Source organism: Serratia sp. B501, from assembly GCF_051172315.1.
Taxonomy (GTDB): Bacteria; Pseudomonadota; Gammaproteobacteria; order Enterobacterales; family Enterobacteriaceae; genus Serratia; species Serratia ureilytica.
In genome coordinates this window covers 491,755-505,689 of the sequence record NZ_JBPIZB010000004.1, presented here as the reverse complement: position 1 = coordinate 505,689, position 13,935 = coordinate 491,755, and the positions used below count along the sequence as shown (strand labels likewise).

The 13,935-nt window shown below is 61.0% G+C and carries 15 protein-coding genes; 6 read left to right on the top strand and 9 right to left on the bottom strand.

Annotation, left to right across the window (positions count from 1 at the left end; all coding sequences use genetic code 11):
- Positions 1-69 precede the first annotated feature (69 nt).
- Positions 70-414 carry a DUF4156 domain-containing protein gene (locus ACSBQV_RS15985; protein ID WP_025305007.1) on the top strand — a complete coding sequence of 115 codons (345 nt, stop codon included), beginning with the start codon at positions 70-72 and terminating at the stop codon, positions 412-414.
- 87 nt (positions 415-501) lie between these two features.
- On the opposite strand, the gene epmB is transcribed toward ACSBQV_RS15985, so the two are convergent.
- Positions 502-1,530: an EF-P beta-lysylation protein EpmB gene (gene epmB, locus ACSBQV_RS15980; protein ID WP_099783316.1), complete on the bottom strand. Its 1,029-nt coding sequence runs from the start codon at positions 1,528-1,530 to the stop codon at positions 502-504.
- Between the two features lie 42 nt (positions 1,531-1,572).
- Between epmB and efp the strand changes: the two genes are divergently transcribed.
- The 4 genes from efp (at position 1,573) to sugE (ending at position 3,103) form a co-directional block, all read left to right on the top strand.
- Positions 1,573-2,139 carry an elongation factor P gene (gene efp, locus ACSBQV_RS15975; protein ID WP_004929666.1) on the top strand — a complete coding sequence of 189 codons (567 nt, stop codon included), beginning with the start codon at positions 1,573-1,575 and terminating at the stop codon, positions 2,137-2,139.
- 70 nt (positions 2,140-2,209) lie between these two features.
- Positions 2,210-2,341 (top strand): entericidin A/B family lipoprotein, encoded by a 132-nt coding sequence (locus ACSBQV_RS15970; protein ID WP_004929667.1) that lies wholly within the window; start codon positions 2,210-2,212, stop codon positions 2,339-2,341.
- A gap of 120 nt (positions 2,342-2,461) precedes the next feature.
- Positions 2,462-2,593 carry an entericidin A/B family lipoprotein gene (locus tag ACSBQV_RS15965; RefSeq protein WP_004929668.1) on the top strand — a complete coding sequence of 44 codons (132 nt, stop codon included), beginning with the start codon at positions 2,462-2,464 and terminating at the stop codon, positions 2,591-2,593.
- 192 nt (positions 2,594-2,785) lie between these two features.
- The gene (sugE, locus tag ACSBQV_RS15960; protein WP_004929669.1) at positions 2,786-3,103 is read left to right on the top strand and encodes a quaternary ammonium compound efflux SMR transporter SugE; all 318 of its coding nucleotides are present in this window, start codon (positions 2,786-2,788) and stop codon (positions 3,101-3,103) included.
- On the opposite strand, the gene blc is transcribed toward sugE, so the two are convergent.
- The 5 genes from blc to frdA form a co-directional block, all read right to left on the bottom strand.
- The gene (gene blc / locus ACSBQV_RS15955) at positions 3,097-3,630 is read right to left on the bottom strand and encodes an outer membrane lipoprotein Blc (RefSeq protein WP_434991464.1); all 534 of its coding nucleotides are present in this window, start codon (positions 3,628-3,630) and stop codon (positions 3,097-3,099) included. The genes sugE and blc overlap by 7 nt on opposite strands.
- An 84-nt stretch (positions 3,631-3,714) precedes the next feature.
- Positions 3,715-4,074 (bottom strand): fumarate reductase subunit FrdD, encoded by a 360-nt coding sequence (frdD, locus tag ACSBQV_RS15950; RefSeq protein WP_042783508.1) that lies wholly within the window; start codon positions 4,072-4,074, stop codon positions 3,715-3,717.
- Positions 4,075-4,086: 12 nt separating this feature from the next.
- Complete coding sequence (gene frdC, locus ACSBQV_RS15945; RefSeq protein WP_099783312.1) at positions 4,087-4,479, bottom strand: fumarate reductase subunit FrdC; 393 nt, start codon at positions 4,477-4,479, stop codon at positions 4,087-4,089.
- 14 nt (positions 4,480-4,493) lie between these two features.
- Complete coding sequence (locus ACSBQV_RS15940) at positions 4,494-5,228, bottom strand: succinate dehydrogenase/fumarate reductase iron-sulfur subunit (protein WP_033648713.1); 735 nt, start codon at positions 5,226-5,228, stop codon at positions 4,494-4,496.
- On the bottom strand, positions 5,221-7,017 hold the full coding sequence (frdA, locus tag ACSBQV_RS15935) for a fumarate reductase (quinol) flavoprotein subunit (RefSeq protein WP_042783510.1): 1,797 nt from the start codon (positions 7,015-7,017) through the stop codon (positions 5,221-5,223). The genes ACSBQV_RS15940 and frdA overlap by 8 nt, the downstream gene beginning before the upstream one ends.
- 385 nt (positions 7,018-7,402) lie before the next feature.
- Between frdA and epmA the strand changes: the two genes are divergently transcribed.
- On the top strand, positions 7,403-8,380 hold the full coding sequence (gene epmA, locus ACSBQV_RS15930) for an elongation factor P--(R)-beta-lysine ligase (protein ID WP_099783310.1): 978 nt from the start codon (positions 7,403-7,405) through the stop codon (positions 8,378-8,380).
- Between the two features lie 71 nt (positions 8,381-8,451).
- On the opposite strand, the gene mscM is transcribed toward epmA, so the two are convergent.
- From mscM to rsgA, 3 genes are all read right to left on the bottom strand, one after another.
- A complete protein-coding gene (mscM, locus tag ACSBQV_RS15925; protein WP_042783512.1) occupies positions 8,452-11,799 on the bottom strand; it encodes a miniconductance mechanosensitive channel MscM in 3,348 nt (1,115 codons plus the stop codon).
- A gap of 13 nt (positions 11,800-11,812) precedes the next feature.
- Complete coding sequence (asd, locus tag ACSBQV_RS15920; RefSeq protein ID WP_099783308.1) at positions 11,813-12,706, bottom strand: archaetidylserine decarboxylase; 894 nt, start codon at positions 12,704-12,706, stop codon at positions 11,813-11,815.
- A gap of 76 nt (positions 12,707-12,782) precedes the next feature.
- On the bottom strand, positions 12,783-13,832 hold the full coding sequence (gene rsgA / locus ACSBQV_RS15915; protein WP_033641617.1) for a small ribosomal subunit biogenesis GTPase RsgA: 1,050 nt from the start codon (positions 13,830-13,832) through the stop codon (positions 12,783-12,785).
- Positions 13,833-13,935: the final 103 nt, after the last annotated feature.

The following is a 13,935-nucleotide window of genomic DNA, read 5'->3' as shown; positions in this document are numbered from 1 at the left end:
CAACGCTACAGCTTGAAAGGCGACGGGTAGAAGATTTTGCGTAATTCTCAACATCGAATGGGGAACAAGATGCGGATTAAAGCCTTACTGGGTCTTTCGGCAGCGATGCTGCTGGCGGGTTGCAGCACCACTCATGAACTGACCGCTGCGGGTCAGCAGATCAAGTTCACCGACAGCAAGCCGGCGGCGGAATGCCAGCTGCTGGGGGAAGTGACCGGCACCCAGAGCAACTGGCTGTCCGGCAACGGCGGTGAAGGCAGCTCCATGCGCGGTGCGGCCAACGATCTGCGCAACAAGGCAGCGGCGATGGGCGGCAACGTCATTTACGGCGCCAACAGCCCAAGCCAGAACCTGCTCTCCAGCTTCGCGCCGCTGGACAGCAAAATGGTCGGCCAGGTTTACAAGTGCCCGTAAGGCGCTGAGGCCTAACGCCGCGAAGAGATAAAAAAGAGGAATGCCACGGCATTCCTCTTTTCGTTTCGTCGAGCCCTGTGGCGCGCGTCACTCCTGCATCAGGCGCAGGTCGATCGGCGTTTTGCTCGGTTCGCCGCCCACTTCACGCGTCAGGCGCGGCACCAGATAACCGGACACCTTGCTCAGCAGCGCCTGCATGATGACGCGCGCTTCATCGTCGCTGACCATGAAATGCGCCGCGCCCTGCACTTTGTCCAGCACGTGGATGTAATAGGGCAGGATGCCGGCGTCGAACAGCGCGTTGCTGAGCGCCGCCAGCGTATCGGCATCGTCGTTGACGTCGCGCAGCAGCACGCTCTGGTTGAGCAGCGTGACGCCGGCGAGGCGCAACTGGGCCATGGCGCTCTGCAGCTCGCGGTCGATTTCGTTGGCGTGGTTGATGTGCGTGACCATCAGCACCTGCAGGCGCGAGGCCGACAGCAGGCGGCACAGCGCCGCCGTAATGCGCGCCGGGATCACCACCGGCAGACGGGTGTGAATGCGCAGGCGTTTCAGGTGCGGGATGGCCTCCAGCTCGCCGACCAGCCACTCCAGCTCGCTGTCTTTGGCCATCAGCGGATCGCCGCCGGAAAAAATGATCTCGTCCAGTTCCGGGTGTTGGCGGATATAATCCAGCGCCTGCCGCCAGTTGTTCTTGTTGCCCTGATTATCCTGATAGGGGAAGTGACGGCGGAAACAGTAACGGCAGTTGACCGCACAGCCGCCTTTGACCAGCAGCAGCGCGCGATTGCGGTATTTGTGCAGCAGGCCCGGCACCACGCTGCGCTGTTCATCCAGCGGATCGGTGGTGAACCCTGGGGCGTTGATGAACTCCTCTCTGGCGGTCAGCACCTGGCGCAGCAGCGGGTCGTTGGCATCGCCGGGGCGCATGCGCGCAGCGAAGGCGCGCGGCACGCGCAGGGCAAACAGCCGACGGGCATCGCGCCCCTGCGGCAGTTCCGGGTGCGTATTCAGTGACAAAAGCTGCAGTAATTCATCGGGATCGGTAATAACATCGGCGAGTTGATGCAACCAATCTTCTCTATGTGCCGTACTTTGGGTTATAATGTGTGCCATTTTTTTGGCTAAGCTACCAGTTCAAATATTCAGAGGGCCATCATGGCGACTTATTCTAGCAACGATTTCCGTCCGGGTCTTAAAATCATGTTCGAGGGCGAACCTTACGCCGTCGAAGCCAGTGAGTTCGTTAAGCCGGGCAAAGGCCAGGCGTTCGCGCGCGTGAAAATGCGCCGTCTGCTGACCGGCACCCGCGTGGAAAAAACCTTCAAGTCTACCGATTCTTGCGAAGGCGCAGACGTGATGGACACCAACATGAACTACCTGTACAGCGACGGTGAGTTCTACCACTTCATGCACCCTGAGTCTTTCGAACAGCATCAGGTTGACGGCAAAACCGTCGGCGACGCGGCCAAATGGCTGCAGGATAACGCAGAGTGCATCATCACCCTGTGGGATGGCCGTCCAATCGCCGTTCAGCCGCCGAACTTCATCGAAGCGGAAATCACCGATACCGATCCTGGCCTGAAAGGCGATACCGCAGGGACTGGCGGCAAGCCGGCTACCCTGAGCACCGGCGCCGTGGTAAAAGTGCCGTTGTTCGTCCAGATCGGCGAAGTGATCAAGGTTGACACTCGCTCTGGCGAATACGTCTCTCGCGTTAAGTAAGTTTCAAAACAGAGGAACCCCCGCGGTTCCTCTGTTTTATCCCATCCCCGTTCGTTGGCAGAAAATCCGCATGTTCAAGAAAACGCTGTTGGCCGTGCTCTCCCTGTTGTTCCTTTTCTCCCTCAGCAGTTGCAATACGTTTCGCGGTTTTGGCGAAGACGTTCAGCATCTCGGCGGCGCCATCTCCCGCACGGCCAGCTGATCCCGCCTTTAACCCGATGTATTTGCGCCACAAAGCCGGTCACGATCCCACACCCTCCGTCAATTTTGACTACGCTTAGAAAGCCGTACTTTTTCATCAACGACAAATAAGGACTTTCTTATGCTGAAGAAAAGTATTATCGCGATCTTCTCTTTGATGATTTTGAGCTCGCTGACCGCCTGTAATACCACCCGCGGTGTGGGTGAAGACATTCAGGCCGGCGGCAAGGCTATTCAGCGCAGCGCGGAATAATCCGCATTCCACCCGGCGGCGTTCCGGCTGCGGAGAGCCGCCACATTTCTATCCCTTGCCTGAGCGTTAACGCTGCTGCTATCCTGCCGCAGTGCGGGTGAGGTTACCCGTCATGCATCACCTCGCTAAACGGGACGACCCGTTTACGCGTCATTTTATCGGGGACGACCCCAGTGGTAGGGAGGCCGTCTCATGGCCTGGATTATTCTGCTTATCGCCGGTTTGCTCGAAGTGGTTTGGGCTATCGGTCTGAAATACACCCACGGTTTTACCCGGCTGACGCCGAGCATCATCACCATCGCCGCGATGGTGGTCAGCATGTTGCTGTTGGCCAACGCCATGAAAACGCTGCCCGCCGGCACCGCCTACGCGGTGTGGACCGGCATCGGCGCGGTGGGTGCGGCCATCATGGGCATGGTGCTGTTGGGCGAATCGACCAATATTGCGCGCATCATCAGCCTGTGCCTGATCGTGGTCGGCATACTCGGGCTGAAGTTCAGCAGTCACTGATCGGCGGACTGCTGCACCCAAATCAGCTTGTTGGTGGCGAAACCGTAGCCTTTGGCTGTCTGCAATAAGCGGTCGCGCACGGCGGCGTCAAGCGTCGGCGTGCGCGACAGGATCCACAGATAGTCGCGGTTCGGGCCGCAAACCAGCGCGTAGCGATACGCCGGATCCAGGGCAATCACGTTGTAGCCGCCATAGAAGGGGCCGAAGAACGACACTTTCAGCGCCGCGACCTGCGGTGAACCGATAAAGTAGGCTTTGCCTTCGCTTTCTTGCCATTGCTGTTTCTGCGGATTGAAGCCGCGATTGATGACTTTCAGCCCGCCGTCGGCGCGTGGGCTGTAGTGGGCGGTCACCTGCTGCAAACCGCGTTCAAAACGATGATCCAGACGTGCGATCTCATACCAGGTGCCGAGATAGCGCTGGCTGTCGAAATTGTTCACGACCTTGATGTCTTTAGCCGGAGAGACGCTGCAGGCGACGGAGATCAGGGCGGAAAGCATGACGCAACGCTTTGACCATAAACGCATCGGTGACTCCTGTTTACCGGGGGCGAGTAGACAGTGTAGCCGATGAGAAAAGGGCGGCCAACGGGCGTTGGCCACCTGAGCGGTTTACAGGGTGACGACGCCGATAACGGTGACCACGCTGAGGATCGCCGCCAGACCGTAGAACACCCATTTGCCGGCCGGTACGTGGATCTTCAGATCGTGCATCGCATGGTGGATGCGGTGCAGGCCGCACCACAGCGGCAGAATGATCATCAGCAGCAGGAACAGGCGGCCGATCAGGCTCTGGCAGAACGCCAGCACGCGCTCGTAACCCAGCGCTTCACCGGGGAACAGCCCCAGCGGCAGCAAAATGCCGATCAGCAGCACGATAGCCGGCGCGACGATCGCGCCCCACATGCCGCCGGCGCCGAACAATCCCCAGAAAACCGGCTCGTCGGAGCGTTTAGGTGCTTGATTTATCATGTTTCCTCCGGATTAGAACAGGGCCACGGCCAGGATGACCACGCTGACGACGATCGTGACGGCCCACAGCCCTTTCACGATGGGGCCCGGTCCCATTTTCTCGCTGTTGACCACGATATTGGCGGCCTTCGGCGCCAGATCGAACCAGGTTTTGGTGTGCAGCGCCGCCGCCAGCAATGCGACGACGTTGATTAACAGCACCAGCGGATTCTGCAAGAAACCGACGAAGCCGGCCCAGCTCTCGGCGCCGCCCTTCAGCGCGAACACGCCGTAGAGCAGCACGATGCTGAACCAGACGGCCAGCACCGAGGTGCCTTCGCGCAGCATGTAGAAACGGTAGAAGCCGAGCTTTTGCCACCAGGTGGGCGTCATGGTGTGCACATAGGGCTTACGTTGAGTTGTCATGGCAATTTTCTCCCTTATTGCGGCTTCAACATGGCGATCATGAAGTCTTTGGCGCTCTCCACCTTGCCTTGCTGGATAGCGGCGGCGGGATCGACGTGTTTCGGACAGACTTCGGAGCAATAGCCGACGAAGGTGCAGCTCCAGACGCCGTTTTGGCCGTTGAGCTGCGGCATGCGCTGTTTCTTGCCGTGGTCGCGGTTGTCCAGGTTATAGCGGTGCGCCAGCGTGATCGCCGCCGGGCCGATAAACTCGGGGTTGAGGCCGAACTGCGGGCACGCCGCGTAGCACAGGCCGCAGTTGATGCAGCCGGAGAACTGGTGGTATTTGGCCATCTGCGCCGGAGTCTGCACGTTCGGGCCATCCTCCGGTTTGCGATCGTTGCCGATGATGTACGGTTTGATCGCCTCCAGGCTTTCGATGAAGTGGGTCATGTCGACCACCAGATCGCGCTCGATCGGGAAGTTGCCCAGCGCTTCGACCTTCATGCCGCCGACGTAGTCGCGCAGGAAGGTTTTGCACGCCAGCTTCGGCACGCGGTTGACCATCATGCCGCAGGAGCCGCAGATCGCCATGCGGCAAGACCAGCGGTAGGAGAGGTCCGGCGCCAGGTTATCCTTGATATAGCCCAGCGCGTCGAGCAGCGAGGTCTGTTCGTCGTAAGGCACGGCGTAAGTGACGAAATGCGGCTCGGCGTCGCTTTCCGGGTTATAGCGCATGACTTCGATCTTCAGGGTTTGCATCTCAGCCATTTGCCTGCTCCTTATTCTTTTTCTCCTGCGCTTCGGCTTCTGCGCCGTAGACGCGTTTGGCCGGCGGCAGCTTGGTGATTTTCACGTCGCTGTATTCGAGACGCGGCGCGCCCTGCGGATTGTGGAACGCCAGCGTATGCTTGAGGAAGTTGACGTCGTCACGCTCGGTGCAGCCTTCGTCCAGGCGCTGGTGGGCGCCGCGCGACTCTTTGCGGTTAAATGCGGAGTGCGCCATGCATTCAGCGACGTCCAGACCATAACCCAGCTCGATGGTGTACAGCAGATCGGTATTGAACACGCTGGTGTTGTCGGTGATTTTGACGCGCTTGAAACGTTCTTTCAGCTCGGCCAGCTTATCGATGGTTTTTTGCATCAGCTCCGGCGTGCGGTAGATGCCGCAGCCTTCTTCCATCGACAGCCCCATTTCGTCGCGGATCTTCGCCCAGTTTTCGTTGCCTTCCTGCTTCATCAGGTTGCTCAGGCGGGTTTCGACGTCGCGGGTTTGCGCATCCAGCGCGCTGCCGTTGGCCGGCGCGGTTTCCAGCGCGCGGCGCGCGGCGTGTTCACCGGCGACGCGGCCGAATACCACCAGTTCCGCTAGCGAGTTGGAGCCGAGACGGTTGGCGCCGTGCAGGCCGACGGAGGAGCATTCGCCGACTGCGAACAGCCCTTTGATGCGGGTTTCGCAGTTCTGGTCGGTTTCAATGCCGCCCATGGTGTAGTGCGCGGTAGGGCGCACCGGGATCGGATCTTTCACCGGATCGACGCCGACGTAGGCTTTGGCCAGTTCACAGATGAACGGCAGCCGCTCCAGCAGCTTTTTCTCGCCCAGGTGGCGCAGATCGAGGTAGACCACGTCGCCGCGCGGGGTGGCGATGGTGCGGCCGGCGCGCCATTCGTGCCAGAAGGCCTGGGACACTTTATCGCGCGGGCCCAGCTCCATGTATTTGTTCTTCGGCTCGCCCAGCGGGGTTTCCGGGCCCATGCCGTAGTCTTGCAGGTAACGGTAGCCGTCTTTGTTCACCAGAATGCCGCCTTCGCCGCGGCAGCCCTCGGTCATCAGGATGCCGGAACCGGGCAGGCCGGTCGGGTGATACTGCACGAACTCCATGTCGCGCAGCGGTACGCCGTGGTGGAACGCCATGCCCATGCCGTCGCCGGTAACGATGCCGCCGTTGGTGTTGTAGCGATAAACGCGCCCGGCGCCGCCGGTGGCCATCACCACCGCGTTGGCGCGGATCTGCACGCGGGTGCCTTCCATCATGTTGAGCGCCACCAGGCCGCGCGCCTGGCCGTCATCCACCAGGATATCCAGCACGAAGTGCTCGTCGAAGCGTTGGATTTGCGGGTATTTCAGCGAAGTCTGGAACAGGGTGTGCAGCATGTGGAAGCCGGTCTTGTCGGCGGCGAACCAGGTGCGTTCGATCTTCATGCCGCCGAAGCGCCGCACGTTGACCGAACCGTCCGGTTTGCGGCTCCATGGGCAGCCCCACTGCTCAAGCTGGGTCATCTCGCGCGGGCACTGATGCACGAAGTGATCGACCACGTCCTGCTCGCACAGCCAGTCGCCGCCGGCGACGGTGTCGTGGAAGTGATAGTCGAAGGTATCGTGATCCTGGGTGACGGCGGCGGAGCCCCCCTCGGCGGCGACCGTGTGGCTGCGCATCGGGTAGACCTTAGAGATCAGCGCGATTTTCAGTTGGGGATTGGCTTCCGCTGCGGCTATTGCTGCACGTAAACCAGCGCCCCCGGCCCCAATAATGGCAAGATCGGCGTTAAAGGTTTGCACTGCATTCCTCCAATGTTCTTGTTAAGAACGGCAAGTTAAATATCTATGCTTAAAATTTAGCGAACTCTTCGGGTGCTAACTAATTGAACCGATTAATGTTGCTTAAAGGTTAAGGATAGATATCTCCCACCAATAATGGGGAATTAACTATACCTAAAGTTAAGTAGTCGAAATTTGATGTGATCGATTGTTTTGTCGATTAACGCCTGCCCGGCAGGCTTGTCTGTTTTTTTGCGCGTTCGGCCGGCTTTACCCTTTTTAACGCGCTTTTGCCGCCCTTTTATCGGAAATTGGCGTTATCGCCGGTTGCGCATCGTGAAGAATTTGTTTGGCTGCAAGGATGCGAGTAGACTGCATCCCCTGTTTGATTTCGGAGTTAATTACCATGAGCGAAACGGCAAGCTGGCAGCCTAGTGCACCCATCGCCAATTTGTTGAAACGCGCAGCGATTCTGGCTGAGATCCGGCGTTTCTTCGCCGATCGTGGCGTGCTGGAAGTTGAGACGCCCACCATGAGCCAGGCGACGGTCACCGACGTTCACCTGTTCCCGTTCGAGACGCGTTTCGTCGGGCCGGGAGCGGCAGAGGGCCTGACGCTATACATGATGACCAGCCCGGAATATCACATGAAGCGCCTGTTGGCGGCGGGCAGCGGCCCGATCTACCAAATGGGGCGCAGCTTCCGCAATGAAGAAGCCGGGCGGCATCACAACCCGGAATTCACCATGCTGGAGTGGTACCGTCCGCACTACGACATGTACCGCCTGATGAATGAAGTGGACGATCTGCTGCAACAGGTGCTGGACTGCGAGAGCGCGGAGACCCTGTCCTATCAGCAGGCGTTCCTGCGCCATCTGGACATCGATCCGCTGTCGGTGGAGAAGGCGCAGCTGCGCGAAGCGGCGGCCAAACTCGATCTGAGCAACATCGCCGATACCGAAGAAGATCGCGATACGCTGCTGCAGCTGCTGTTCACCGTGGGCGTGGAACCGCATATCGGCCGTGAAAAACCGGCGTTCGTGTACCACTTCCCGGCCAGCCAGGCGGCGTTGGCGGAGATCAGCACCGAAGACCACCGCGTGGCGGAGCGTTTCGAGGTGTACTTCAAGGGCATCGAGCTGGCGAACGGTTTCCGCGAGCTGACCGACGGCCGTGAACAACAGCAGCGTTTCGAGCAGGACAACCGCAAACGCGCGGAGCGCGGCCTGCCGCAGCAACCGATCGACTACAACCTGTTGGCGGCGTTGCAGCACGGCATGCCGGAGTGTTCCGGCGTGGCGCTGGGCGTGGATCGTCTGGTGATGCTGGCGCTGGGCGCCGAGAGCCTGAGCGACGTATTAGCCTTCCCGGTCGGGATCGCCTGACGTTTCAGGACGGGTCAAAAGCAAAAAAGGGGGTCGGCATTTGCCGGCCCTTTTTTTATCGCGAGAAACGCTTACAGCCCCCCGGCGTCGCGCTTGGTGTTCGGCGCCGGCGTGGACGGCGGCGTGCGGCCGTTGTTGGTTAGCCGCGACAGCGTCTCGGTACGCACCTGGAACGGCGGGTACGGCAGCGTGATGCCGTGCTCGCGGTAGCCCGCCAGGATCAGCTGATGGATCTCATGGCGCAGCGGCATACGGTGGCCCATCTCGGCGGCGTAAATACGCATCTCGAAGATCTGAATGCCTTGCTGCAGATCGACCAGATAGACCTCCGGCGCCGGGTTATCCAGCACCAGCGCGCAGCGCTCGGCGGCGTTCATCAGGATCTTGGTCACTTCTTCGCTGTTGGCCTCGCCCGGCGCCGGTACGGTCAGCACCACACGGGTCAGGGTATCCGACAGCGACCAGTTGACGAACTGTTCGGTGATGAACGCTTTGTTCGGCACGATGATCTCTTTGCGGTCCCAGTCCGAGATGGTGGTGGCGCGGGTATTGATCTTGGTGACGGTGCCGGTCAGGTTGCGGATCGTCACGGTGTCGCCGATGCGGATCGGTTTCTCGAACAGGATGATCAAGCCGGAGATGAAGTTGGAGAAGATCTCCTGCATGCCGAAGCCCAACCCCAGACTGAGCGCGGTAACCACCCACTGCAGTTTCGACCATTCGATGCCGATCCAGGCAAAGCTGAGCACCGCGCCGAACAGCAGCAGCAGGTACTTGGTGATGGTGGTGATGGCGTAGCCGGTGCCCGGGGACAGATCCAGGTGCTGCAGCACCGCCAGCTCCAGCAGCGCCGGCAGGTTGCGCACCAGCTGCATGGTGATGATCAACACCAGAATGGCGATCAGAACCGCGCCGAGGGTGATCGGATGGGCGGTTTCCACGCCGTTCACCGTCGAGGTTACGTCCCACAGCGAGATATTTTCCAGGAAGGCGAACGCGGAGTGGATCTCCGACCACAGTACGATCACCGACACCAGCGCGATCAGCGTCAGGATCGAACGCACCAGCCGCAGCGACTGGGCGCTGATGGTGTCCAGATCGAAGTCCGAATCGTCCGGATCGATGGCGCCTTCGGTGCTGTTCGGGGTATGTGAAGTTTCGTCTTCGCCGCGGGCGCGCTGGGCCAGGATGTCGGCGCGGCGCTGCTTGGCGCGATCGAAGGCGATGCGCCGCCGCTGGATCAACATCCAACGGCGGATGATGTGGTAGACGACCAGCAGCAGGAACCAGATCGCCACCGAAGTTTCCAGACGCGCCAACAGTGCCTGCGCGGTGGTGAGGTAACCGACGGTCGAGGCCAGCGCCGCCAGCAGCGGCGCCGACAGCAGCAGCCCCCAGAAGGCGCTGTTGAGCATGTTGTCGCCGGAGCCGTTTTTATCCAGATACAGCGGAATGCCGGCGCGTTTCAGGCTGTGGGTGACCAGCGCCAGCGCCAGACACAGCAGGATGAAGCACAGCCGCCCCAGGGTGTTGGCGAACTCGCGTTCTTTCAGGCTATCGAAGGTGATCAGCGCCATGATCAGCGGCACGATCAGCCAGATCGACATCTTGTAGTAGCGCATGGCGCGCGAAACCTGCTTCGCCGGCCAGCGGAAGTGCACGATGAACAGCCCCTGCGGGTGGGCGAAGGCGGCGCAGATCATGCAGATCCACAGGATCGGCAGCGTGGCGGTTACCCCTTTGCCGATCGCTTCCGCCACCGGGTAGTTCCAGGCGCTTTGCAGGCCGTAACCGAGCGCGGCCCACAGCACCGGCAGCGGCATCGCCACCAGAATCGACCAGAACACGGTGCGCACCGTCAGGAAGAATTCGTCCTGCGTCACCTTGCCGACGCGGCTGCTCGCGCGCTCGAGGAAGGCGTGGTAGTGCTTGCGCGAGCTGATGCTGAAAATCACCAGCAGCAGGGCGCCGAAGATCGGGATCAGCGTTTCGCGGCTGGTCACCATCATCATGAAGGCGCCGCCGAGTTGAGACAGCGTGTCCAGCGACAGGACGCGCGTCAGATCGTGCGCCACGTTGAGCGGGTAGGAGAAGTTGATCGGATTGACGTCCGGCACCCAGAACAGATAGCGGTGGGTGGCGTCGCGAATTTCGTTCAACGCTTCGATCAGCTGGGTGTTGGCCACCTTCAGCTTGGTCAGCTCGAGGATTTGGGTGTCGCACCCGGATAACAACGAGTTGAGCAGCTCGCGCTGGGTGCGCAGCTGGGCATCGACGATGCGTTGCTCCTGATTGGTCAGCGCGCTGCCGTCGTCGCGTTTGAATTCGCGCTGCGACAGTTTTTCCAGCTGGTTTTCAAACTGCAGGCGCTGCACGCGCAGCTGGGCCATGTCGCCGTCCAGCTGTTGCGGCTTGGGCATTTCCGGCAGTGTCGCCACCTGGGCGCGCAGGGTTTCCCCCAGCGCCGACGACGAACCGAGCCACTGGGCCTGCTCGATGATGGTGCTCAGCGCCTGGCGCACCTGCAGCGTCTGCGCCGCCGCCTGCCGCTGCTGCGATGAAATCAGATCCATGCGCTGCGCCTGGCTGTTCAGCGCGGCGGACAGTTCGCGGTTGATCTGCAGCTGCTGGCTGATGCTTTTTGGCAAATCGCCGTTCTGCTCGGCCAACTGCTCGGTTTTTTCCAGCGCCAGCTCTGCTTCGCGTTGTCGTTGGGCGTTGAGGTTGTTGCGCAGCGCCTGCAGCTGAACGTCTATTTTCTCGTGGCGCTTTTTATAGACCTCGGCGCGCATGCGCGCCAGCTCCTGACGGTTGTTGGCCGACAGCTGCGCCAGCTCCAGCTCGTCCACTTTGGCTTTGCGCGCCGCGGCTTCGGCCTGCAGCAGGGCCAGGGCGGCCTGCGCATAAGGCGTGGTCGGGTTGGCGGGCTGCGCCTGCAGGCGGCGCTGCACTTCCGTCAGCGCACGGCGGGCGTCGGTCTGCTGCTGCGGCAGCTGGCCGAGCGAATCGCTGATCTCCCGCGTGCGATCCTGTTCTTGCTGCAGCAGGCGCGCCTGTTCCAGCAGCAGGCTGCTGGTTTGCAGGATCTGCTGTTCCAGCTCGGCGGCCGGCAGATCGTCGCCGTTAGGCAAGATCTTGTTGCTTTCCAGCACCAGCTGACGGCGCAGCTCCTGCGTCATCTTCGGAAAATCGTCGATCACCCTCTGATACTGCTCGGAGCGAGTCTGCGACTCTTTGCGCTCCGTCAGCCAGTTGAGGGCGCTTTGCAGCGCCTCGGTGGTTTCCGCCTGATTCGGCGCGTTTTTGCTGCTTTCCGCCTGCTTCAGCTCCTGTTTGAGCTGGGTCTCGGTCGGCACGGGGGCGGCCAGCGCCGGTTGCCACAGCAGGCAACCGAGCAAAAGCGTGATGAAAAGGCGCACGGCGTCGATTCCTTTAGAGCGGGGTCTGTGGCGTTTCAGCGGCGGCCGGGATTTCGGCGAAGGCTTCACCCATGCGGGTGACGGTGCCGTTATGCAGCTGCGGCGCAAACTGCACGCTGCCTGCGGTAAACAGGTTGATCACCGTGGAGCCGAGTTTGAAACGGCCCATCTCGGCGCCTTTTTCCAGCGCGATAGCGCCTTCTTCGCCGGCGGCCGGGTAGGTCCAGCGCTTGATGATGCCTTCGCGCGGCGGCGTGACGGTGCCGTCCCAGACGGTTTCGATGCTGCCGACGATGGTGGCGCCGACCAGGATTTGCACCATCGGCCCGATGTCGGTGTCGAATACGCAGATCACGCGCTCGTTGCGCGCGAACAGGTTAGGCACGTTGGCGGCGGTGAGCGGGTTGACCGAGAACAAATCGCCCGGCACATAGATCATTTCGCGCAGCACGCCGGCGCACGGCATGTGTACGCGGTGATAGTCGCGCGGCGCCAGATAGGTGGTGGCGAACAGGCCGTTGCGGAACGGCTCGGCCAACAGATAGTTGCCGGCCAGCAGCGCTTCGAGGCTGTAGTGGTGGCCTTTGGCCTGGAAGATTTGATCGTCGCGGATCGGGCCGAGCTGGCTGATGGCGCCATCGGCAGGCAGCGCCAGCCAGTTGGCGTCGGCGACGATCGGGCGCGCGCCGTCGCGCAGCGGGCGCACGAAGAAGTCGTTGAAGGTGGCGTAAGACGCCAGGTCCGGATTTTGCGCTTCCTGCATGTCCACGCGGTAGAAGCGGGCGAAGGTTTTGACCACCAGTTGGGTCAGCCAGCCGGCCCGTTTGTCGGCGCCCCAGCCCGCCAGGCGGGTCAGCGCCAGCTTCGGCAGCCAATATTGCAGTTTAATCTTGATGCTATCCAGCACGTTAACCTCGTGAATCAGGGTAAAGGGCGCGCATTGTAACGAGGGCTCCGCCGTCGTCAATGCTCGCTCGTCAGTGTCAGTCTGCGGCGTCCGTGAAGTTCTTGCGAACCTTCACCTGCGCCATGCTTTCCAGAATACGGTGATAGTTGTCGAACCGCTCTTGCGCGATATCGCCTTTCTCCATCGCCGCGCGAATGGCGCAGCCGGGATCGGTATCGTGGCGGCAGTCGCGGAATTTGCAACCGCCTAAATAATCACGAAATTCGACAAAGCCGCGGGTGATTTGTTCCGGCTCCAGGTGCCACAGGCCAAACTCGCGCACCCCTGGGGAGTCGATCACGTCGCCGCCGTGCTGGAAATGGTACAGCCGCGCGGCGGTGGTGGTATGTTGCCCGAGGCCCGAGACGTCGGAAACCTGATTTACCAGAATTTGCTCTTCAGACGGCGGCAGCAGCGCGTTCAGCAAGCTGGACTTGCCGACCCCGGACTGACCGGCGAAGATGCTGATGCGCCCGGCCAGCGCCTGTTCGAACTCCGCCATGCCTTCCCGCGTTTGGCTGGAGACTTCCAGCACCCGGTAGCCAATCTTGCGATAGATATCCATCATGCCGTCGACCAGCTTGCGCGCTTCGGCGTCCAGCAGGTCAATTTTGTTGAGCACGATCAGCGGCTCGACTTCGAGCGTTTCGCAGGCCACCAGATAACGGTCGATGATGTTCAGTGACAGCTCGGGCAGGATCGCCGACACGATGACGATCTGATTGATATTGGCGGCGATCGGCTTCACGCCGTCATAGAAGTCCGGGCGCGTCAGCACCGAGGTGCGTTCGTGCACCGCTTCCACAATGCCTTTTACCCCTTCATGGGCGCCCAGGCCGGGGCGCCACACCACGCGATCGCCGGTCACCAGCGAACGCAATGTGCGGCGGATGTTGCAGCGGTGCTGAGTGCCATCCGGCGCCTCAACGTCGGCGTGCATGCCGAAACGGCTGATGACGACGCCTTCCTGCGGCTCGCCCAGCTGGGAATCATCCGGTTCCGGTTTGTTATCGGCGCGCTTCAGACGGCGCTGATGGTTCGCCTGCACGCGGCGTTGCTGACCTTTGGACAGTTTGTTCTTACTCACTGCGCCTCACTTGAATCGGTTTTATACCTTTACGTATACGCATAGCCGCGGCGGGGGACTTGCCCCGGGCGCAGCCTTGAACCCGTCAGGGTATATGTCGCCC